Genomic DNA, 20,264 nt, shown 5'->3' on the forward strand with positions numbered 1-20,264 from the left:
TGCGGGACAACGGACCGAAAATGAAGTATCTGGCACCCGATGTCCTGAATATCGGATCAAATGCCATGCGAAACGACTTTCCGGGTCTGGACCGGTTTGACCGCGCGATTCTGTCCATCGTGGCCGAGGACGGCCGGATCTCGGTCGCTGATCTGGCCCGGCGGATCGGGCTGTCGAAATCGCCGACACAGGCGCGGCTGAAACGGCTCGAGTCCGAGGGGGTCATCACCGGCTACCGGGCCATGCTGGACCCGATCCGCCTGGGCCTGGACCATGTGGCCTTTGTCGAGGTGCGCCTGACCGACACGCGGGAAAAAGCGCTGGCCGAGTTCAACGCGGCTGTCCGCAAAGTGCCCGAGATCGAACAAGCGCATATGATCGCGTCGAATTTCGACTATCTGCTGAAGGTGCGGACCGGGTCGATGACGGAATATCGTGCGGTTCTGGCCGAAAAGATCTCGTCGCTTCCGCATGTGGCCAGCACCTCGACTTTCGTGGCGATGGAGGCGGTGAAAGAGACCGGTCTGGCCGATGCCATCGATGGTGTGGCTTGACGAAATCCGGTGGCGCACCACCCTTGGCGCATGAGACAGCTTGTTCTTTCCGCGGTACTGAGCGCGAGCATTGCGATTCCGGCGCTTGCTGAAACCTGTCCTCCCGCGCCCGATCACGCGGCGCGGCTGGGCGAACTGATCGACCAGATCCAGCAGGCCGATACCGAGATGGCCGCCCGCGAGATCTCGAACCAGATGTGGGAGTTGTGGGCCGATGCGCCCGACGAGGCCGCGCAGGCGGTGCTGGACAGGGGCATGTCACGCCGCAGCGCCTGGGACCTGCTGGGCGCGTTGCAGGATTTCGACCGGCTCATCGCCTATTGCCCGAATTATGCCGAAGGGTACAACCAACGCGCCTTCGTCAATTTTCTGCGGCAGGATTTCAAGGCGGCCCTGACCGATCTGGATCGTGCGATCGAGTTGTCGCCCAACCACATCGCGGCGATCAGCGGCCGCGCCCTGACCTTGATGGGCCTGCACCGGATCGACGAAGCGCGCGAGGAACTGGCCCGCGCGCTGGCCCTGAACCCGTGGCTGCCCGAACGTCACCTAGCCGCCGAGGGCGGGCCATTGGCCCCTGTGGGGCAGGATCTTTGAACCCGATGACGGCCACCTCCGGCGCAGGCCGGAGGCGGCGTTGAACCCTGGGCCGGATCAGCCCAGAACCTCGTTGTCATTGCGCTTGATCGCGATGATCGCCGAACGCGGCGTACCGCCATCGGGCCAGTTCTTGCCGGGATGCTGGATGCCCACGAACATCGTGCGCCGATCCGCCGACCAGGTCAGGCCGGTGACTTCGCAGCCCGTAGGGCCGGTCATGAACCGTGCGATCTCGCCGGTGACCGGATCGCCGACCAGCATCTGGTTGTTGCCGTGCCCGGCAAAATCGCCTTCGTTGTCGTCATTGCCGTCGGTCTGGATCCAGACCAGTCCGGTGCTGTCGATCATCATGCCATCGGGCGAGTTGAACAGGTTGCCCGCGTTCACGTTGTCCGATCCGGCATAGGCATCGGAATGCACCGTCGGGTTGCCCGCCATGACATACAGATCCCAGTCAAAGCCATCGGCGGCGTGGTCGTCATCCGCCGGGCGCCAGCGGACGATCTGGCCGTATTTGTTGGACTGGCGCGGGTTGGGGCCGTTGACCGAGGTGTCATCACCGCCCGCATTCGGCTTGACGCCGCGGTTCTTGTTGTTGGTCAGGCAGCAATAGGCCTCGGCCGCCACGGGGCTGGTGGCCACCCATTCGGGCCGGTCCATGGTGGTGCCGCCCGCCTTCGAGGCCGCCATGCGGCTGAAGATCAGGATCTCGGCCGGCTCCATCCCGGTGGTCTCGGGCGTCAGCGGAACCCATTGACCGGTACTGTCGTCGTTGAACCGTGCGACGTAAAGCGTGCCGTCATCCAGCAGCCCCTCGGTTTCGCCGCCGGGAGTGTAGATGCCATTCGAGACATAGCGGTACAGGTATTCGCCGCGCTCGTCATCGCCCATATAGACCACCACGCGGCCATCCCGGGCCAACTCCACGGCGGCGTTTTCGTGCTTGAAACGCCCCAGACCGGTGCGCTTGACCGGCGTGCTTTCGGGGTCGGTCGGGTCGATCTCGACCACCCAGCCGGCGCGGTGCGGCTCGTTGGGGTTCTTCGCGGTGTCAAAGCGCGGGTCGAACAACTCGTAACCGTTCCAGCTCTGGGCCTTGATGCCATAGCGTTTGAAGCCATCCGCGACCTTGGGGTCGTAGCTGGCTGTCTCGTCGCTCGAGCCGAAATAGCCGTTGAAGTTTTCCTCGCAGGTCAGATAGGTGCCCCAGGGCGTCTTGCCCGCGCCGCAGTTGTTCAGGGTGCCCAGCGACCGGGTGCCGGTCGGGTCGGCCTCGGTCTTCATCAGGTCGTGCCCGGCGGCGGGGCCTGCGATCTTCATGGGCGTGTTGTGGTGGATCCGGCGGTTGAACGGGCTGTCCTTGACGACGGTCCAGCCATCGGGACCTTCGGCGATCTCCATCACGGTCACGCCCTGGATGTTCTGCAACTTGCGCACGTCATCGGCGCTGGCGGGTTTGCCCTCCTGCGCGGCGGGCAGGTTGATCTTGCGGTTGGGGTATTCGTGGTTCACCGCGATCAGTTGATGGCCACGGTAGGAAAACGCTTCCATCCCGTCGGTATTCTCGCCGAACACGCGGTCGGACTTTTCGACAGGGCCGCCATCGGTGATGTCATAGCCTTCGGCGTCCGAGAACAGCGGATCGCCCCAGCGGATCAGCACCTTCCAATCATAGCCCTCGGGCACATGGACCGTCCCGTCGGTCTGGGCCGGGATCGGGGTGAAGGCAAACCGGGACGCGCCTTGCGCCTGCGCCGAGGTCGAGCCCAGCAGGCCGGCGCCCATTGCGGCAGCCCCGGACCCGAAGGCCAGGACGCCGCCCAGGAACCCCCGGCGCGACAGGGCACGTTCCACGACGCGGTCAAATTCGTTCTCGGCGGGACGGGGGAAATGCAGCTCGTCCCAGTCGTCGGCGGACAGGGCGGTGGGATCAACGTCTTTCATGGGATGGCTCCTGGCTGTCGGAATGGATTCGTGAAACGGATTTAGACACTGAGTATGACAAACACTTGAAAGGTCGGGCGGCCGGCTGCACGAAACCGCCAACCGGCGGCACCTTCAGCCCAGGGCGGCATGGGCGGGTAGGTCGGCGGGAAAAGCGGGCCACCGGCCGATTTCAGTGCTTGACGACCGCCCGGGCATGGACTACTCAGCCCAGCACCAAGCGGGTATAGCTTAATGGTAAAGCCCCTGCCTTCCAAGCAGGTTATGTCGGTTCGATTCCGTCTACCCGCTCCAGTCTCCCCAGTGATGCTTGCGTCAAATGGCCCTTGTTCGGGGACGATTTGCGGCCCACCGCTTGACCCGGCGGGCCTGTGCCGCCAAGAAGCCCCGACAACCCGAAAATGAAGCAAGGGCCAGGCATGGCAAGACCGCAGCGCTCCAATCACGCAACCAAACAGGCACCCGGTTCGCAGGACGAACGCCCCGGATCGCGGAAACTGGGCGTTCTGGCCTCGCTCTGGCCGTTCATGCGACCTTACCGCCTGTTGATGATCGGGGCGACGCTGGCCTTGGTTCTGACGGCCAGCATGACGCTGACGCTGCCGCTGGCGGTGCGGCGGGTGGTCGACAATTTCCGCATCGAAGATGGCGAATTGCTGGATTGGTACTTCCTGGCGGCGCTGGGCATTGCCGCGATGCTGGCCGTGGGCACAGGGGTCCGCTATGCGCTGGTGACGCGGCTGGGCGAGCGGGTCGTGGCCGACATCCGCAAGGCCGTGTTCGTCCGTGTGATCGGGATGAGCCCGGCCTTCTACGAACGCATCATGACCGGCGAGGTGCTCAGCCGGATCACAACCGACACGACGTTGATCCAGTCGGTACTGGGCTCGTCGGTCTCGATCGCGCTGCGCAACATGCTGCTGTTCATCGGCGGTCTGGTTCTGATGCTGCTGACCTCGGCCAAGCTGACGGGGCTGGTGCTGTTGCTGATTCCGGTGGTGGTGGTGCCGATCCTGGTGCTGGGGCGGCGCCTGCGGGCCATCAGCCGCGAGAACCAGGACTGGATCGCCGCCAGTTCCGGCAACGCGGGCGAGGCGCTGGGCGCGGTGCAAACCGTGCAGGCCTTTACCCACGAGGATGCCAGCCGCAAGCAGTTTGCCGACCTGACCGAGACCGCCTATCAGGCGTCCCTGCGCCGCATCCAGACGCGGGCGGTTCTGACGGTGATCGTGATCTTTCTGGTGTTCTCGGGGATCGTCGGTGTGCTGTGGATGGGGGCGAACGATGTGCGCAACGGTGTGATGACCGAAGGCGTGCTGATCCAGTTCGTGATCTACTCGATCATTATGGCCGGGTCCGTGGCCGCCCTTTCCGAAATCTGGAGCGAGCTGCAACGCGCCGCCGGCGCCACCGAGCGGCTGGTCGAGTTGCTGAACGCCGAGGATACGGTCAACGATCCGGCGCAGCCCAAGGCGCTGCCGCAGCCGGTCAAGGGGCAGATCACCTTTGACAACGTGACCTTCCGCTATCCGGCCCGGCCGGATGTTCTGGCACTGGACGATCTGTCGCTGACCGTGAAGCCGGGCGAGACCGTGGCCTTCGTCGGCCCCTCGGGCGCGGGCAAGACGACCGTGATCCAGTTGATCCAGCGGTTCTACGACCCCGAGGCCGGTCAGGTCAGCCTGGACGGGATCGACTTGCGCGAGATGCGCCGGGCGGATTTCCGGCAGCACATGGCGTTGGTGCCGCAGGACCCGGTGATCTTTGCGGCCTCGGCGCGCGAGAACATCCGGTTCGGACGTCTGGACGCCTCGGATGCCGAGGTCGAGGCCGCCGCCCGCGCCGCCGCGGCGCATGACTTCATCTCGGCCCTGCCCGAAGGCTATGACAGTTTCGTCGGCGAACGCGGCGTGATGCTGTCGGGCGGTCAGAAGCAGCGCATCGCCATCGCGCGGGCCATCCTGCGCGACGCTCCGGTTCTGCTGCTGGACGAGGCGACATCGGCGCTGGACGCCGAGAGCGAGCGCGCGGTTCAGGCCGCCGTCGACCAGATGCGTGCCGGGCGCACCACCCTGATCGTGGCGCACCGTCTGGCCACCGTGAAAAAGGCCGATCGCATCGTGGTGATGGAGAACGGCCGGATCGTGGCGCAGGGCACCCATGACGATCTGGTGGCGCAGGGTGGGCTCTATGCGCGTCTGGCGCGGCTGCAGTTCACCGATGGCGTAGCCGCCGAGTGAAGTGACGCCCCGGCATTTCACGAACCGCCGCAGCGTCATTCTACATTTTCCCGTTGCCCGAGGGTCAGCCCTCGGTTGCGCGCGGCTGCGTTTGCTTACATCTTGAAAGCGACGGACAGCCTGCGAAAAACGCAGGGCAGAAATGGGGAGGAACCACATGGCCTTTGTGGGCAAGGAAGACAAAATCAGGATCGAGCAGGAAATGCCGTGGGAGGACCGCGACGTCCCCGTCACGTTCCATCAACTGCTGACGCGGACGGCCGCCAAGTTCCCGGATCGCAACGCGATCAGTTTCCAGATCCTGTCCGGTCCCAAGGACAAGGCCGAAACCCTGACATGGTCGCAACTGCTGGCCAAGACGAACCAGGCGGCCAACCTGTTCCGCTCTTTGGGGGTCAAGGAAAACGACGTGGTGGCCTATGTGCTGCCCAACTGCAACGAGACGCTGGTCACCATGATGGGCGGCGCGGTGGCCGGGATCGTGAACCCGATCAACCCGCTGCTCGAGCCCGAGCAGATCGCGTCGATCCTGCGCGAGACCAAGGCCAAGGTCGTGGTCACGCTGAAGCCTTTCCCGAAAACGGACGTCGCGCAGAAGGTCGCCGAGGCCGTGCGCCACGCGCCGGGTGTCAACACCGTGTTGGAGATTGACCTGAACCGGTACCTGACGCCGCCGAAATCGTGGATCGTGCCTTTGGTCCGGCCCAAGATGGCCGACAAAGAGCATCTGGCCCACGCCGATTATCTGGATTTCAACAAGGAACTGGCGAAGCAACCCACCACGCTGACCTTTGAGGACAGCAAAGAGGATCGGGTAGCCTGCTACTTCCATACCGGCGGCACCACCGGCATGCCCAAGGTCGCGCAGCACAAATACTCCGGCATGATCTACAACGGGTGGCTGGGCCATACACTGCTGTTCTCGGAAGAGGACGTGATCATGTGCCCGCTGCCGATGTTCCACGTCTTTGCCTGCCATGTGATCGTGATGGCGGCAGTGTCGTCGGGCGCCCATGTGGTGTTCCCGACCCCCGCCGGGTATCGCGGCGACGGCGTGTTCGACAATTTCTGGAAGCTGATCGAGCGCTGGAAGGTTTCGTTCATCATCACCGTGCCCACGGCGATCTCGGCCAAGATGCAGCGTCCGGTGGATGCCGACATTTCAACCGTCAAGACGGCCTTCTCGGGGTCGGCTCCGCTGCCGATCGAGCTGTTCCGCCGGTTCGAGAAAGCGACCGGTGTGACCATCGTCGAAGGCTATGGCCTGACCGAGGCCACCTGCCTGGTGTCCTGCAACCCGGTGGATGGCGAGAAGAAAATCGGCTCGATCGGGATTCCGTTCCCGTACACTGACGTCAAGATCCTGCGCGACAGCCCCGACGGCCCCAAGGAATGTGCGGTGGACGAAGTGGGCGAAATCTGCGTGTCGAACCCGGGCGTCTATGCCGGGCACACCTATACCGAGGAAGACAAGAACGTCGATCTCTACTATTTCGACAAATACCTGCGCACCGGCGACCTGGGCCGGTTCGATGCGGACGGGTATCTGTGGATCACCGGCCGCGCCAAAGATCTGATCATTCGCGGCGGCCATAACATCGACCCGGCCGAGATCGAAGAGGCCTTGCTGGGCCATGACGCGGTGGCCTTTGCCGGCGCCATCGGCCAGCCCGACGCCCATGCGGGCGAGGTGCCCTGTGCCTTTGTCGAACTGATCGAAGGCGCCAGCGTGACCGAGGAAGAGCTGCTGGAATACTGCAAGATCCACGTGCACGAACGCGCGGCGCATCCCAAGCACATGACCATCCTGCCCGAGCTGCCGAAGACGGCGGTGGGCAAGGTCTTCAAGCCGGAACTGCGCAAACAGGCGATCGCGCGGGTCTACAACCAGGCGCTGGAAACCGCCGGCGTTCCGGCGCGGGTCGTGTCGGTCATCGACGACAAAAAGCGTGGCCTTGTCGCGCAGCTTGACGCGAACGGCGCATCCGAGGACGATGTGAACCAGGTGCTGGGCAACTTCACCCGGCCATGGGAATGGGCCGACTGATCCGGAGGGGCAATGGACTATGAACGTCTGATCGACGAGGAGACCTGGGCGTTCATCCGGCGCACCGCCGAAAGCTATCCCGAAGACGCGGTGGATCGGTCCATCGAGGACCAGCGCCGCGTCTACGACGACATGTGCCGCGCGTTTCGGCAGCCGCGTCCACCGGGCGTCGAAACACGGGACAGCTCGGCCGATGGGGTCGGGGTGCGCATCTATACCTGCGGAGATCCCACCCGAACCGTCGTCTACATGCATGGCGGCGGTTTCGTCGTGGGCGGGCTGGACAGCCACGATGACGTCTGCGCCGAACTGTGCGCTCAAACCGGATATCGGGTGGTGGCGGTCGACTACCGGCTGTGTCCTGAACATGTGCATCCGGCGCAGTTCCAGGATTGCTGGACCGCGGTGAACTGGGTGCAAGCCGAATTCGGCGATCCGCTGGTTCTGGCCGGGGACAGCGCGGGCGGAAATCTGGCCGCAGCCGTCGCCCATCACGCGCACGGGCGCATCGGGAACATCCTGGGGCAGGTTCTGATTTATCCCGGTTTGGGTGGCGACCCGAACCAGGGATCGTATATCGAACACGCCCACGCCCCGATGCTGACGCGCGACGAGGTCCTGTTCTATGAAAAAGTCCGGTGCGGCGGCGCCGTCCCGGAACATGACCCCACATTCGCCCCCCTGCACGATACCGACTTCTCCGGGCTGCCGCCGACGGTGGTGGTGACCGCCGACTGCGATCCCCTGCGTGATGACGGGGCCACGTACTGCGCCAAAATCACCGCCGCCGGCGGGCAGGCGCATTGGATCAACGAGGCTGGCTTAGTGCATGGCTACCTGCGCGCCCGCCATTCCGTGACCCGCGCCGCCGACAGCTTCGAACGGATCTCGATCGCGGTCGAGGCGCTGGGGCAGGGGTTGTGGAACTACGACTGACCGCGCTCAGCGCAGGAACGGCCTGGCCTTCATCGTCTCGGCCACCGGAGCGCCCATGCGGGTCAGGATCGTGGGTGCCAACTGCAGCTGGTCGATGACCGTTTCCGCATCGGGGCCCTCGGCATCGCCGAAGTAGTACAGTGCCGTTTCCTGCTGCAGCGCACTGCGCCCGCCGTGGTGGCCGCGCTCGTCCTGGCCATGATCGGCGGTCACGATCACCTCGTATCCCAACTGCCGCCAGCGGGGGATGAAAGGGGCCAGCATTTCGTCGATGACGAAACAGGCGTGATCCATCTCTTCACAGTCGTGGTAGAACCGGTGGCCCATGCTGTCGAGCGTGCAAGTATGGAGAATGCCGTAATCCAGCCCGAACCGCAGGCACAGGTTGGTCAGGGTCGCGAACAGGTCGACATCCGACGGCGTCATCTGGTTGGCCTTGCCATAGCCCGTCATCGAGTGGAAGCGGCCATGGTTGATGGTGGCGCTGTCCGATTCGTCATATTCGACATCCCGCACATAGTCGAAAGGGTGGCGGTTGAAGAACTGCGACCAGAAGCTGTGGGTGACGGCCCCGGTCACGCCGCCGGCCTCGCGCACCTGGCTGAAGATGTCCTTGTGGTCCAGCCGGAACACGTTGCCGTTTCCGGTGCAGCCATGCTCCTGCGGGGTCACGCCCGTGTGGATCGAGGCATAGCAGCTGGCCGAGATCGACGGCAGCACCGAACGCAGCTTCCAAACCCGCGCCTCGCCGCTGTCGACCCAGCCTTCCAGGTTGCCGAACAGACGGCGAAAATTGCGCCACGGCACCCCGTCCAGGATGATCAGAAGAAGCTTGCGGTTCATGTCGGGGCTTTTCGTTGGTCTGCGTCCGGCCACCCTATGGGATTCGGTCTGTTCCCATCCGTCCGTTCGCGCCATGGATGGCAAAATCCCGACACGCAAGGTGCCGGGATTCGGTGGTTTTTCCAAGGCCGGTCAGTTGCCGGCGCTCTCCATCTTGCGGTGGGCCACGACCTCTTCCAGCCAGCCCAGATGCATTTCCGGCACCGAGCTGAGCAGCAGATCGGTATAGTCGTCGAACGGCGGGCTCAGCACCTGTGATTTGGGTCCATAGCGCACCACGCGCCCCTGATACATCACGGCGATGCTGTCGCTGATCGCGCGCACCGTCGCCAGGTCATGGGTGATGAACAGATAGGCCACGTCCTCGATCTTCTGCAGGTCCAGCAACAGCTTGAGAATGCCGTCCGCCACCAGCGGATCCAGTGCCGAGGTGACTTCGTCGCAGATGATCATCCTGGGCTTGGCCGCCAGCGCGCGGGCGATGCACACACGCTGTTTCTGACCACCCGACAACTCCGCCGGATATCGGTCGATGAAACCTTCGCCCAGCTCGATCTCGTCCAGCAGTTCAACGATGCGCTTGCGCTTCTCGGCGCCGCGCATGTTGAAGTAGAACTCGAGCGGCCGGCCGATGATGGTACCCACCGTCTGGCGCGGGTTCATTGCAACATCGGCCATCTGGTAGATCATCTGCAGCTCGCGCAGGTCCTCGCGCGAGCGTCCCGCCAGATCGGGGCTGAGCTTGCGCCCGGCAAAGGTGATCTCGCCGTCGCGCGGGGGCAGCAGGCCGGTGATCACCCTGGCCAGAGTCGACTTGCCCGACCCCGATTCCCCCACGACCGCCAGCGTCTGGCCGGGATGGACTTCGACATTGACGTTGTGCAGCACGTCGAAGTTCAACCCCTTGTAGCGGGCCGTTATGCCATCGACCTGCAGCACGGGTTCGGGCGTGGGCTGTTTTTCCTCGTGTTCGATCGAACGGACCGAGACCAGCGCCTTGGTGTATTCTTCCTGCGGGTTGTTGATGATCTGGTCTGTGGTGCCGTATTCGACCGTATCACCCATGCGCAGCACCATGATGTCATCGCTGACCTGCGCCACCACCGCCAGGTCATGGGTGATGTAGAGCGCGGCGACGCCGGTATCGCGGATCGCTTCCTTGATCGCCATCAGGACGTCGATCTGGGTTGTCACGTCCAGCGCCGTGGTGGGTTCGTCGAACACCACCAGATCCGGCTCGGGGCACAGCGCCAGCGCCGTCATGCAGCGCTGCAGCTGGCCGCCCGAGACCTGGTGCGGATAGCGGTTGCCGATGTTGTCCGGGTCGGGCAGGCCGAGCTTGGCGAACAGCTCACGCGCTCGCGCCTCGGCCTCTTTGCGGGTGAACTTCTTCTTTTCCACCGCGGCTTCGACCACCTGATCCATGATCCGCTTGGCCGGGTTGAAGGAGGCCGCCGCCGATTGCGACACATACGTCACCTCGCCGCCGCGCAGTTTGCGGATATCCGACAGCGACGTCTTGAGGATGTCGCGCCCGTTCACCCAGACCTCGCCGCCGGTGATCTTCACGCCGCCCCGGCCATAGGCCATCGAGGCCAGCCCGATGGTCGATTTGCCCGCACCGGATTCCCCGATCAGCCCCAGCACCTTGCCGCGCTCGAGGTCAAAGCTGACCCCGTGCACGATTTCGATGTCGCGGGGCTTTTCGCCCGGCGGATAGACGGTTGCGCCGATCTTGAGGTCACGGACCTTGAGAAGGGTATCGCTCATCCCCGGCCTCCTTTCAGCGATGTGGTGCGGTTCAGGATCCAGTCGGCCACCAGGTTGACCGAGATGGCCAGCGTGGCGATGGCCACGGCCGGATACAGCGCCGCGCCGATGCCATAGACGATGCCGTCCTTGTTTTCTTTCACGATGCCGCCCCAATCGGCCAGAGGGGGCTGAACGCCCAGGCCCAGGAAGGACAGGGTCGAGACGAACAGCACCATGAAGATGAAGCGCAGGCCCAGTTCGGCCACAAGCGGTGACAGCGCGTTGGGCAGGATCTCGCGGAAGATGATCCAGCCGCGGCCCTCGCCGCGCAGCTTGGCGGCCTCGACATAGTCCATGACCTCGATGTCAACGGCCACGGCCCGGGCCAGACGATAGACGCGGGTGGCGTCCAGCAGGCCCATGACCACGATCAGAACCGGGATGGTGACCGGCACCATGGCCAGAACCACCAGCGCGGTGATCAGCGACGGGATCGACATGATGAGGTCCACGGTCCGCGACATCACCTGATCGGCCCAGCCCCCCAGCACGGCGGCCAGAAAGCCCAGGATCGAACCGGTGACGAAGCTGAGGATGGTGGCGGCGGTGGCGATGAAGATCGTCGTGCGCCCGCCATAGATCATGCGGCTGAGAAGGTCGCGGCCGATATTGTCGGTGCCCAGCCAGAATTGCGAACTCGAGGGCTCCCACACGTCGCCCACAACCTCGGCCATGCCGTAGGGCGCCAGGAAGGGCGCAAAGACGGCGACGATGAAATACAGGGCGGTGAAGGCCAGCCCGATCATTGCAGAGATTGGGATGTTCTTCATTTCGGATGCCTCAGCCTTGGGTTGGCCAGGATCGCGACGATGTCGGCCACCATGTTCAGCCCGATGTAGATGGCGGCAAAGATGACGCCGCAGGCCAGCACCACCGGCACGTCGCGTTTGGTCACGTGGTCCACCAGATACTGCCCCATGCCGGGATAGACGAACACCACCTCGACCACGACGACGCCGACGACCAGATAGGCCAGGTTCAGCATCACCACGTTCACGATGGGGGCGATGGCGTTCGGGAAGGCATGGCGCCAGATGACCTTGAAGTTGCTCAGGCCCTTCAACTCGGCCGTTTCGACATAGGCCGACTGCATCACGTTCAGGATCGCGGCGCGGGTCATGCGCATCATATGCGCCAGGACCACCATGGTCAGAACGATGACGGGCAGCGCGATGGCGTTCAGTTTCTGCCAGAAGGACATGCTGTCGTTGATCATCGCCAGCGGCGAGAACATGCCCAGTTTGACGGCCACGAAATAGACCAGGACATAGCCGATCAGGAACTCGGGGATCGAGATCGTCGTCAGGGTGACGGCCGAGATCAGCTTGTCGGGCCAGCGGTTGCGATAGCGCACGGCCAGAAGGCCCAGGAAAATGGCCAGCGGAACCGAAACCAGCGCGGCCCAAAACGCCAGGAACAGCGTGTTGCCCAGCCGGCTGCCCACCGATTCAGCGATGTCGAGGCCATTGGTCAGCGAGGTGCCCAGATCGCCATGCAGGATACCCGTAAGCCATTCGGCATAGCGGGTCAGGGCGAGGCGGTTCAGGCCCATTTCTTCGCGCAGATTGGCCAGCGCCTCGGGGGTTGCGGACTGGCCCAGGACGGCTTGCGCGGCGTCGCCGGGCAGGGCTTCGGTCAGGCCGAAAATCAGGGCCGATGCACCGAACAGAAGAAGGAGTCCCAGCGCAATGCGCTGGGAAACCAGTTTGATGATGGGATGCATGCGTTCGTACCCGGATCAGGCGAACCACATCTTGCGCGAGACCTGACCGTTCATCAGCTCGCCATTGGGGTCGGTCTCCCAGCCGTCCAGCTGGTTGCTGACCGCATCCACGAAGTCGTTGAACATCGGGCAGATCAGGCCGCCCTGATCGCGCACCATCATGCCCATCTGGCTGTAGATGGCCTTGCGCTTGGCCGGGTCCAGCTCGGCCCGGGCGGCGAACAGCAGGTCGTCGAATTCCTTGACCTTGAACCGGGTGTCGTTCCAGTCGGCCGTCGACAGATAGGCGGTCGCGTACATCTGGTCCTGCACCGGGCGTCCGCCCCAGTAGGATGCGCAGAACGGCTGAACGTTCCAGACCTCGGACCAGTAGCCGTCGTTGGGCTCGCGCTTGATTTCCAGCGGGATGCCGGCCTGCTGGGCGGTCTGCTGGAACAGGGCGGCCGCATCCACCGCGCCCGGGAAGGCCGCGTCGGCCACGCGCAGGATGATGGGCGAGCCGTCGTGGCCCGACTTCTTGTAGTGCTCGGCTGCCTTATCGATGCTGAATTCGCGCTGCGGGATGGTTTCATCGAACAGCGGATAGGCTGCATTGATCGGCATGTCGTTCCCGATCGAGCCATAACCGCGCAGCACCTTTTCAACCAGTTCTTCGCGGTTGATCGCGTATTTCAGCGCCAGGCGCAGTTCGTTGCTGTCGAACGGCGCGGTGTCGCAATGCATGATGAAGACATAGTGCCCCCGGCCCGGCGTGGACTGGACGGTCAGCGTCGGCGCCCGGCCCAGCAAATCGGCCACCTTGGGTTCGATCCGGTTGGCCATGTGGACCTGTCCCGACTGCAGGGCCGCGGTGCGCGCGGTGCTGTCGTTGATGACCACGTTCTCGACGCTGTCGAAATGGCCGTAATCGCTCCAGTGGTTTTCGAATTTGCTGAACAGGTGGCGCACGCCGGGTTCGTCGACTTCCAGCTTGTAGGGGCCGGTGCCGATGCCTGCGGCCGGATTGTCCATGCCGCCGTCGGGCTGAATGATCAGGTGGTAGTCCGCCATCAGATAGGGCAGGTCGGCGTTGGACTCGTTCAGGGTGACCTGGAAATACTCGCCATCGGCCTTCATCGAGGCGATGCCCTTCATGATCCCCAGCGCGCCTGACTTGGAATCCTCGTTCGAGTGGCGCTGCATGGTCTTGAGCACATCCTCGCTGGTCATGGTCTTGCCGTTGTGGAACTCGACCCCCTGACGCAGTTTGAACGTCCAGACCTTGCCGTCCGAGCTGCCTTCGACGCTTTCGGCCAGGCGCGGCTCGATCGTGCCGTCCGCGGCAACCTCGACCAGTGTGTCGCCGAAATGGCGGCCGTTCATGTAGGGCACCGAGCTGGCATAGGTGGCCGGATCCAGCGAGTTGGTCGACTCACCGCCCTGCAGGCCCAGCTTGAGGTCGCCGCCCTTCTTGGGGCCGGCGGCGCGGGCGGCATCCGCAAAGATGGTGCTGGCCATGGCCGCCGACACACCCAGTGCCGCGGCCTTGCCCATGAATTCGCGGCGGGTCAGTTTCCCGGCGGTCACCTGGCTGGCCATGTGAGTGAGTTGATCGTTCATTCAAGTTACTCCCAGTTGCTTGAGTATATCGCCCGTTGGGGGCTTTTTATTGACGCATGAGTCAACGTTCGCGCATTTCACGCCACCGGGCAAGTTGAAATCTCGGGTGCCGCGGCGCCGGGCCATCACATCTGATCGCGCGGGATGCTGTCCTCCAGTGTTTTCGAGAAGACGGGCGTATCATTCTCGAACGCGTCGAGCGTCGCCCGCAGGTGAAAATGGGTGTGGTCCGACCACATCTCGCAGCGCGCCTCGGAGCGCAGGCGCAGCGCGTCGCGTTCCAGCTCCTGCACCCAGGCGCATTCGCCGCGCGCGCTCAGGGGATCGTCGGGGTGGATGGTCCATTTCTCTTGCGCGGTGCCGCCGCTGATCAGGCCGTGGTCGGCATCCTGGACCAGTCCGAAATCGTCCTCGATGACCAGGTGGATCAAGCCGGTGGTCATGTCCGTTTCGACGCGGCGGGCGTGGTTCGAGGGACGCAGGTGGTGGACCTGCCACGCGGCTTCGGCGTCGGGCGGCGGAAAGACGCATTCATCGCCATCGGCCCGGGGGCGGAGGGGCAGGGTCAGGTTGCCGCCGCTCAGGTGCAGTTCGGCGGTTTCGGGCGAGGGCCAGATCAAGGGCCAGTACGCGCTCGAGATCGCGATGCGCAGGCGGTGCCCCTTGGGCACGCGATAGGCGATGTGGTCGAGATTCAGCGCGATGTCGCAGGGCTCTCCGGGCGTCAGGGCGCGCGGGTCGCCATGGCCGTCGCGGTGGGTCAGGTTCAGCACGCCATAGGTGATCCGGGTCGAGGCGCCATCTGGATGCACATGGTTCAGGCGCACGGCGATCTGTGCCTGGGGTCTGTCGGCGGAAAGTGTCAGGCGGATATGCGGCGCACCGACCAGATTCATGTCTTCGGCCAGTGGCGCGGTGTCGAAACAGGCGGACAGAGCGTCATCGGCCCGCTGGTCGCCCGGCATGTCGGGGCCCAGCCAGATGGCGCAATACTCGCCGCCATCCATGCCGCAATGATGGGGCGAGCGGATACGGGCATCCAGCGGCCCGTCCATGCCCAGCCCGGTATCAGACAGCGGCAGGGTGACGGTCGGCAGGTGGGACGTGGCGCCGGTATCCTCGGCGATCCAACGGCCCGGACGTTCGGCATACCAGCGCGCCGGGCGCACGCCATCCATCAGATAGGCGCGATAGGCCGGGTCCTGTTCAACTCCGGTCTCTTTGTCCTTCAGCCAGCGGTCCCACCAGCGCAGCGCCTCTTGCAGAAAGCCGATGCGTGGTTCGGGCACGGCAAAATGCGGGTATTTGTGTACCCAGGGGCCGACGATGCCCTTGACCGGCGCACTCAGGTTCTCGACCAGCCAGGGCACCGTGTTCTTGTAGGCATCGCCCCAGCCGCCCACCGCCAGCGTCGCGGCCCGGATCGCGCCGGGGTCTTCGCAGACCGAGCCATGTCGCCAATAGGTGTCGCGGGTCTGATGCCGCAGCCAGACCGAGGGCAGGAAGGGCTCGGCCCTCAACCGCTGCAGCCACATCTCGCGCCAGTCGTCGCGCAGCGCGGGGTCGGGCGGGCGGGACGAGTACGACCACATGGTCGCCCCCCCAGCCCAGGTTCTCGTTCAGCAGGCAGCCGCCCTTGTAGTGGATGTCTTCGGCATAGCGGTCGGCGGTCGAACACAGGGTGATGATGGCCTTCAACGGCGCGGGTCGCAGTGCCGCCACCTGCAGCGCGTTGAAGCCGCCCCAGCTGATCCCCATCATCCCGACCGAACCGCTGCACCAGGGCTGTCGGGCCAGCCATTCGATCACTTCGACGGCGTCGTCCAGTTCCTGCTGGGTATATTCATCCTCCATCAGGCCCTGGCTGTCGCCATTGCCGCGCATGTCGACGCGGATGCAGGCGTATCCCCGTTTGGCAAACCAGGGATGGGTCAGGGCATCGCGCGCCGTCGTGCCGTCGCGCTTGCGATAAGGCAGGTATTCCAGGATGGCGGGCACCGGGTGCCGCGCCGCATCGACAGGGCGCCAGATCCGCGCCGACAGGCGGCAGCCGTCCGACAGAATGATGCCCTGATCCGGAACCTCTTCGATCTCGGACAGTGAGTTCTTCGCCTGCGTCATGCGCCCAGTCTCGGGCGCATCGGCAGATGGTGTGAGGGCAAAAGCGTCAATTCATTCCTTCGTTGCGACAAGCAGATCCATGACATTGGTACCCGTGGGGCCGGTCACCAGCAGAGCGCCCGCCCGGTCAAGGAACGACCCTGCATCAGCCGCGCGCAAGGCTTGGTTCGCCCCATCGGCCCATGTCGCGCCGGTCACGACACCGCCGGCCGCATCGGTCGGCCCGTCGGTGCCGTCGGTTCCGCCGACCACGACGCACAGCCCCTCGCATCCCTGAATCTCGCGCGCCAGCGCCAGGGCCAGCGCCTGGTTGCGCCCGCCTCGGCCCGGGTTTTCGGGCAGGACAACGGTCGGCTCTCCGCCGAAGATCATCGCGCCCGGCGGCATCTGGCGCAGCCGCGCGCCGATATCTGCGGCGACGGACAGATAGTCGTCGTGCAGGGCCTCTTCCTCGGTCAGAACGTCCAGACCGGCGGCACGTGCCGCGTTGGCTGCGGCACGGCGCGCATGGGCGTTCGAGGCAATGATCTGGACGTTCGCTTCGAATTGCGGGGCTTCGGGCAGGGCGCCGATGCCCGATCCGATGACGCCGATATCGTCCCCCGGCACGTCCGAGATGGCCAGGACCGTCGCGCGTGCTCCGCCGAAACCGGCCAGCAGACCGCCACCCTTGATCCGCGACATCTCGCGCCGACGGGCGTTCATGGCGGTGATGTCCAGCCCCTCGGACAGCAATTGCGCGTTCAGCCGCGCCAGATCTTCCAGGGTGGCCCCCGGCACAAGATCCTCGGCCAGCGAAGACGCACCGCCCGAGACCAGCAGCAACAGATGCGTGCCGGGCTCCATGGCCTGAACCGCCGCGCGCAGAGCCTGGCCGCCCTTCAGGCTGCGGGCGTCGGGCACGGGGTGAGAGGCTTCGATGACCTGTAAGTGCGACGCCAGCCCCTCGGCATGGCCGTCTTTCGTGACCACAAGGCCCGGTGTCTTGCCGAAATGATCCTGCGCCGCGTTCATCATCGCCGCCGCGGCCTTGCCCACCGCCAGAATCCGATCGGGGCGCGGAATATCGGGCAGCGCCGCCTTGACCGCGCCATAGCCGTCAACGGCGGCAACGCCCGCCTTCCAGATCGCGATCGCCTGATCCTGCATCGTCATCACATGTCCATCCAGATCGTAACCGGGCCGTCATTGACCAGAGACACCGCCATATCCGCTCCGAAAGACCCGGTTTCGGTCGGAACGCCAAGCGCGGCCAGCGCGCGGGCAAAGTGTTCGTACAGTCGTTCGCCGGTCGCGGGATCGGCTGCCGCCGCAAATCCGGGCCGGTTCCCGCGCGAGGTGTCGGCGGCCAGCGTGAACTGGCTGACCACAAGGGCCGATCCGCCCATATCCAGCACTGACCGGTTCATCTTGCCCGCGTCATCCTTGAAGATCCGCAGCTTGGCAATCTTTGCCGCCAGTTGCTCGGCGCGGGTCTCGTCGTCGCCCTGCATGGCGCAGACCAGAATCAACAGCCCCGGCCCGCACTGGCCGATGACTTCCCCCTCGACCGAGACCGATGCCTCGGACACCCTTTGTATCAATGCGCGCATGACAGTGTCTTTCTCAAACTCCGCTCACTCGGCCGAAGCCCCACGCCAGGTGACGAACTCGTCCAGCGTGGCGCGCTCGGTCCGGAATTGGTTGGCCGGATGATCGGTATCCGGATAGCCGAAGGAAATCGCGCACAGGATCAGCCGGTCATCGGGGATGTTGAAATAGCGGTGCAGGAACGGCCCATAGGCGGCCACCGCCGCCTGCGGGATCGTGGCGATGCCCAAGGCCTGTGCCGCCAGGGTAAACGCCGTGACAAACCCGCCGCAATCCATCGCGCCATAGGGGCCAAGTTCCGCCGGGCTGGACAGGATGGCGCAATGCGGGGCGCCGAACAGGTTGAAGTTTTCCATCATCTGCCGGGCCGATCCGGCGCGGTCACCTTTTTCAACGCCGACTGCCTCGTACAGGGCCCATCCGCAGGCGCGGCGCCGGTCCTGATAGACGCCGGAATAGCCGGTCGGAAAGGGCAGGTCGGGCTGCGCCTGGCCTGTCTCGGCCTCGGCCCACAAGGCGCTGCGGAACGCATCCGTTTCCGCGCCGCTGGTCACGACCACCTGCCAGGGCTGCGCGTTGCACCAGCTGGGCACCCGGGCGGCGCTGGTCAGGATCCGTTCGATGTCACCCAGCGGCACCGGATCGGCTCGGAAGGCGCGGCAGGAATGGCGCGCGGTCAGAAGCGTGTTCAGATCGGCCAGGGTCACGTCGTCCTCTCCTCCGGGGCAGCCGGCGGCAGGATGGGTGAGAAGCCGGGGATGTTCAAGGGGTTCCTCAGCAGAGTTTTCGGCGGCGGAGCCCGGCGGTCATTGCTGTCCGGTCGCCACCAGATACCCGATGCCGGCTGCCGCCAGCAGGCCCAGGACCACCGCAATCGTGATCTTGATCGCCGACCAGTGCCGTTCGCCCTGAACCTGGCCGGTACGGCCGTTGACCACAAAGCGATAGGTCTGGCCGCGATACTTGTACGCGGCCATCCAGACCGGCAGCAGGATGTGCTTGAAGGTCACGTTGCGGATGTCGGTTTCGATCGCGTGGATGCGCTGCCGGTCGCCGCCGATGTCAAAGCGGACGTCACGCTCGATCACGCGGGCCATGTGGCCGCGGGCTTCCTGATAGCCTTGCTGCAGGTCGACCGTATAAGCCTCGGCCCGAAACCCGGCCAGGTATTCGGGCTGATAGGGCTCGAGCGCGGGCAGGTCCCACGGTTGCAGCGCGTCGGTGTAGGACTTGGGCAGCGATTGCGAGGCCAGCACGAGCACGTCGTCGAAGAACCGGGCCACCCGGCCGGATTTCGGTGTCCAGCGCACCTTGGGCACTTGCTGCTGCACCCGCTTGCCGTCACGCATCACCGTCCGGGTTTCGTAATAGACCACGCCCCGTTCGCCGCGATAGGCCGATTTCGTATCGGCGTCGAAGGTCCAGTAGGGCACATAGATACCCTGCATCCTGCGGCCTTTGCGGGCATAGTCCTTGAGCCCGTTCGGCGCGAACCACAGCCGCCCCAGCCAGTCGCTCATGGCCTTGTGCGCGGCGCGTTCGTCCAGCGCAAAGGGCAGAACGCCGCGCGGCTTGATGTGCCGGTTCACGCCGGTATCGGTCACCACCGGGGTGGCGCAGAACGGGCATTCCGCGGCGTGGGTGTTGGGGTCGAACTCGACCTGCGCCGCGCAGTTGGGGCAGGTCAGAACCCGCGTCTCTTCGATTTCGCTGTCGGGCAGGCGGTCGGCGATGGCCGCGTCGAAGTCCAACTCGCGCAGGCTGGCGCCGCCCCAGGGGCCAGCCCCGATCGGTTCGGAATGGCCGCAATGGTCACAGGTCAGCGTGCCGGATTGCGGGTCGAACCGATAGTCCGCGCCGCAATTGTCACATGGAAAACGGTGTTCAGCAGAACCGGGTGGCGGGGCAGGGGGCTGTGTCATAGGTGGTCAGTTGTCGAGTGGGAAGTTCAGATAGGCCGCGCGGTCCTCCTCGGGCAGGACATGCGGCAGCATCGCGGCCTCGCAGGCCCCGATCGTCTTGAAATTGTCGCGCGCCTCGGCCAGCGTCAGGCCGTGATTGGCCGCCGAGGGCTCGCGCGGGTTCGTGTCATAGAAGACGTCCTCGTCCTCCCAGAAACAGATCGGGCAGATCAGGTACCTTCCACGTTCCGAAAGGGTGACATAGTCGCAGCAGGGGCAGACGAAATGCGGTTCGGGGCGGGTTCTGCGCCTGCCCTTTTTCGAGCGCTTTCCCAGGCCGGTCATGCGCTGCCC

General features: G+C 64.8%; 17 protein-coding genes, 1 tRNA gene and 1 pseudogene. 6 read left to right on the forward strand and 13 right to left on the reverse strand.

Annotation, left to right across the window (positions count from 1 at the left end):
• Nucleotides 1-65: 65 nt before the first annotated feature.
• Nucleotides 66-554, forward strand: a complete 489-nt coding sequence (locus F3H26_RS03080; protein ID WP_149774614.1) for an Lrp/AsnC family transcriptional regulator — start codon at nucleotides 66-68, stop codon at nucleotides 552-554.
• Nucleotides 555-584: 30 nt separating this feature from the next.
• Nucleotides 585-1,151, forward strand: coding sequence for a tetratricopeptide repeat protein (locus F3H26_RS03085; RefSeq protein WP_149774615.1), 567 nt, complete (start codon nucleotides 585-587; stop codon nucleotides 1,149-1,151).
• Between the two features lie 57 nt (nucleotides 1,152-1,208).
• Here F3H26_RS03085 and F3H26_RS03090 read toward each other — a convergent pair whose 3' ends face one another.
• The gene (locus tag F3H26_RS03090; RefSeq protein ID WP_149774616.1) at nucleotides 1,209-3,098 is read right to left on the reverse strand and encodes a PhoX family protein; all 1,890 of its coding nucleotides are present in this window, start codon (nucleotides 3,096-3,098) and stop codon (nucleotides 1,209-1,211) included.
• A 220-nt stretch (nucleotides 3,099-3,318) separates the two neighbouring features.
• Between F3H26_RS03090 and F3H26_RS03095 the strand changes: the two genes are divergently transcribed.
• The 4 genes from F3H26_RS03095 (at nucleotide 3,319) to F3H26_RS03110 (ending at nucleotide 8,321) form a co-directional block, all read left to right on the forward strand.
• Nucleotides 3,319-3,392 (forward strand) — tRNA-Gly (locus tag F3H26_RS03095).
• 125 nt (nucleotides 3,393-3,517) lie between these two features.
• Nucleotides 3,518-5,338 (forward strand): ABC transporter transmembrane domain-containing protein, encoded by a 1,821-nt coding sequence (locus F3H26_RS03100; protein ID WP_149774617.1) that lies wholly within the window; start codon nucleotides 3,518-3,520, stop codon nucleotides 5,336-5,338.
• Between the two features lie 157 nt (nucleotides 5,339-5,495).
• Nucleotides 5,496-7,385, forward strand: a complete 1,890-nt coding sequence (locus F3H26_RS03105; RefSeq protein WP_149774618.1) for an acyl-CoA synthetase — start codon at nucleotides 5,496-5,498, stop codon at nucleotides 7,383-7,385.
• Between the two features lie 12 nt (nucleotides 7,386-7,397).
• Nucleotides 7,398-8,321 (forward strand): alpha/beta hydrolase, encoded by a 924-nt coding sequence (locus tag F3H26_RS03110; RefSeq protein WP_149774619.1) that lies wholly within the window; start codon nucleotides 7,398-7,400, stop codon nucleotides 8,319-8,321.
• Between the two features lie 6 nt (nucleotides 8,322-8,327).
• Here the strand turns inward: F3H26_RS03110 and F3H26_RS03115 are convergent, their stop codons facing one another.
• The 12 genes and pseudogenes from F3H26_RS03115 to F3H26_RS03165 form a co-directional block, all read right to left on the reverse strand.
• The gene (locus F3H26_RS03115; protein WP_149774620.1) at nucleotides 8,328-9,164 is read right to left on the reverse strand and encodes an alkaline phosphatase family protein; all 837 of its coding nucleotides are present in this window, start codon (nucleotides 9,162-9,164) and stop codon (nucleotides 8,328-8,330) included.
• Between the two features lie 132 nt (nucleotides 9,165-9,296).
• Entirely contained in the window at nucleotides 9,297-10,934 is a 1,638-nt protein-coding gene (locus tag F3H26_RS03120; protein ID WP_149774621.1) for an ABC transporter ATP-binding protein, read from the reverse strand.
• Nucleotides 10,931-11,746, reverse strand: coding sequence for an ABC transporter permease (locus F3H26_RS03125; protein ID WP_149774622.1), 816 nt, complete (start codon nucleotides 11,744-11,746; stop codon nucleotides 10,931-10,933). Before F3H26_RS03125 ends, F3H26_RS03120 begins: the two co-directional genes overlap by 4 nt.
• The gene (locus tag F3H26_RS03130; RefSeq protein WP_149774623.1) at nucleotides 11,743-12,699 is read right to left on the reverse strand and encodes an ABC transporter permease; all 957 of its coding nucleotides are present in this window, start codon (nucleotides 12,697-12,699) and stop codon (nucleotides 11,743-11,745) included. Before F3H26_RS03130 ends, F3H26_RS03125 begins: the two co-directional genes overlap by 4 nt.
• 15 nt (nucleotides 12,700-12,714) lie before the next feature.
• Nucleotides 12,715-14,298, reverse strand: a complete 1,584-nt coding sequence (locus tag F3H26_RS03135; RefSeq protein WP_149774624.1) for an ABC transporter substrate-binding protein — start codon at nucleotides 14,296-14,298, stop codon at nucleotides 12,715-12,717.
• 125 nt (nucleotides 14,299-14,423) lie between these two features.
• A complete protein-coding gene (locus tag F3H26_RS19965; RefSeq protein ID WP_394349760.1) occupies nucleotides 14,424-15,476 on the reverse strand; it encodes a CocE/NonD family hydrolase C-terminal non-catalytic domain-containing protein in 1,053 nt (350 codons plus the stop codon).
• Between the two features lie 183 nt (nucleotides 15,477-15,659).
• Nucleotides 15,660-16,419 (reverse strand): annotated as a pseudogene (locus F3H26_RS19970) (CocE/NonD family hydrolase); the annotation flags it as partial.
• A gap of 51 nt (nucleotides 16,420-16,470) precedes the next feature.
• Nucleotides 16,471-17,574, reverse strand: a complete 1,104-nt coding sequence (locus tag F3H26_RS03145) for a DUF4147 domain-containing protein (RefSeq protein ID WP_149774625.1) — start codon at nucleotides 17,572-17,574, stop codon at nucleotides 16,471-16,473.
• Nucleotides 17,574-18,011, reverse strand: a complete 438-nt coding sequence (dtd, locus tag F3H26_RS03150) for a D-aminoacyl-tRNA deacylase (RefSeq protein WP_149774626.1) — start codon at nucleotides 18,009-18,011, stop codon at nucleotides 17,574-17,576. Before dtd ends, F3H26_RS03145 begins: the two co-directional genes overlap by 1 nt.
• Nucleotides 18,012-18,035: 24 nt before the next feature.
• A complete protein-coding gene (locus tag F3H26_RS03155) occupies nucleotides 18,036-18,716 on the reverse strand; it encodes a nitroreductase (RefSeq protein ID WP_149774627.1) in 681 nt (226 codons plus the stop codon).
• A 99-nt stretch (nucleotides 18,717-18,815) separates the two neighbouring features.
• The gene (locus tag F3H26_RS03160) at nucleotides 18,816-19,931 is read right to left on the reverse strand and encodes a TFIIB-type zinc finger domain-containing protein (RefSeq protein WP_149774628.1); all 1,116 of its coding nucleotides are present in this window, start codon (nucleotides 19,929-19,931) and stop codon (nucleotides 18,816-18,818) included.
• A 6-nt stretch (nucleotides 19,932-19,937) separates the two neighbouring features.
• A complete protein-coding gene (locus F3H26_RS03165; RefSeq protein ID WP_149774629.1) occupies nucleotides 19,938-20,255 on the reverse strand; it encodes a CPCC family cysteine-rich protein in 318 nt (105 codons plus the stop codon).
• Nucleotides 20,256-20,264 lie beyond the last annotated feature (9 nt).

The organism is Ruegeria intermedia (assembly GCF_900129345.1).
In the GTDB taxonomy this organism is placed as follows: Bacteria; Pseudomonadota; Alphaproteobacteria; order Rhodobacterales; family Rhodobacteraceae; genus Ruegeria; species Ruegeria intermedia.